This window comes from Sedimenticola hydrogenitrophicus (genome assembly GCF_025175675.1).
In the GTDB taxonomy this organism is placed as follows: Bacteria; Pseudomonadota; Gammaproteobacteria; order Chromatiales; family Chromatiaceae; genus Sedimenticola; species Sedimenticola hydrogenitrophicus.
This window is the reverse complement of record NZ_JANIOA010000098.1, coordinates 1-1,557: the sequence shown is the minus strand read 5'-3', so window position 1 is coordinate 1,557 and position 1,557 is coordinate 1. Positions and strand designations below refer to the sequence as shown.

Annotated in this window: 1 protein-coding gene; it reads right to left on the bottom strand. The window is 50.5% G+C overall.

The window, feature by feature from the left end; translation table 11 throughout:
* Positions 1 to 55 precede the first annotated feature (55 nt).
* Positions 56 to 1,444, bottom strand: a complete 1,389-nt coding sequence (locus NPX02_RS21080) for an IS4 family transposase (RefSeq protein WP_260296035.1) — start codon at positions 1,442 to 1,444, stop codon at positions 56 to 58.
* Between the last annotated feature and the right edge of the window lie 113 nt (positions 1,445 to 1,557).

Here is a 1,557-nt window from a genome sequence, read left to right as displayed (position 1 = left end):
GAATGGCACTTGGATAAGCATAGGCCCATTAGTCATCCGTCTGAAATCATGATGGTTATTTCATCTTTTTCGGGTGACCATTTTTCTTAACATCTTCTCTTGCTACTCCTCTTATCTTGGTCAAGAGAGGAAAGGGTTTCGGTCGTCGTTTCACCGCTCTTGGTTCAATACGGCCAGGCCGTTTCCCCGCTTTTTGCTGGGCCATCAAAAAAAATACCTCAGTCAATTGATGATCGTCATAACCCTCTCTGGAAGCCGCTAACCAAGTTACCCACAACTGCAAAGCATGCTTGAAGCTGAGTTGCCGTGGGAGAATGTCTGACAGTAAAGCGGCTTGTGCCATCATTACGCGAATCAGGTTATAGGCTAACAGATAGACCCAGATCTCTTTTTCCACCATTTCCGGTGTGCGACAACTCAAGATTTCCATGCCCAGTGTGGTTTTTATGTGGCGCAGATCGACCTCGACATTCCAGCGACCCTGATAGAATGCCTTGAGGTCCGCTTTGCTGACAGTCTTTGAATCAAGCAGCGTGGTTACCAGGGTTTTACCCCCCGTGTGTAATTCCCGTACCAATAGGCGATCTGGCGCCTGATCGTAAGCCTCCTGACTCATCCAGTCTGGCCTGCACTTCGGTTTTTCCAAGGTGATCAAATGATCCTGCTTACCCAACCGTTTGCCCAAGCGAAAGTCCGTACTGCGTTTGCGCGAGCCATGCTGCTCAAAGACCGCATCAACCCCCTTTTCCTGCAGTGCGCAGAGTAGAAAATAGGTGGCATAAAAGGCATCCCCCATGATGATGTCACCTGGATTCAGGGTATCCAACAGACTTCGGAGTAATGATTGCTCATCACCACCCTTTCCTCTGCAAGGGCCGATAGCGGTGTTGAGTAATGCGCCGCTGCCAAGACAGATGATGCCGACTAGGCGGCAGATGGGAAAACCCAGCCCGGGCTTCTGGCTGCTGGGTTGCGGATAGATTGACTGGTTTTCTTCCGTATCCGGCATGGAGACAGTGGCGCCATCAACCAGCCTCACTGGCCGACCCCGCCAATGCCAGATACCAGGGGTGTTGGCAGCCATCGTAACGCCGGTGTAGCAGGCAAGAGATTTGATCATTTCCAAGGGCAAGCGCTGGCGCGCTTGACAGTAGGAGCCTGTGTTGGTGCTACAGAGCGGCAGCCCACCGCGCAATCGTATAATAGCGGCATCATTGACTGCCTTCTGACAGGAGCTATCCTCATTCATTGCCTGGGCGAGAAACATGGAGAGTGTTTCTGTGGGTGGAAATAAACGCTCTCTGTGTTCAGGCAATAAAGACTCTACCTGTTCAAGGAAATCCGGGCCGGTGAGCTGATTAAAGAAGGTATAAGAATCGCTATTTACCGCATGATGACGGATACGCTTTTGTTGATGTGACAAGGTGCTTTGGCTAAGATGCATTGAGGCTGGTTATCCGGTTGATTGCTGTTGGTTAGGCGACTTGCATCATATCACCAGAACCAGCCTCTTTCCCCTTTATATCAATTGCTTACGCTTATCCAAGTGCCATTCGG

Excerpts from the sequence above, each read along its gene's own strand:
- NPX02_RS21080 (WP_260296035.1), bottom strand. The coding sequence starts at position 1,444 with ATGCATCTTAGCCAAAGCACCTTGTCACATCAACAAAAGCGTATCCGT.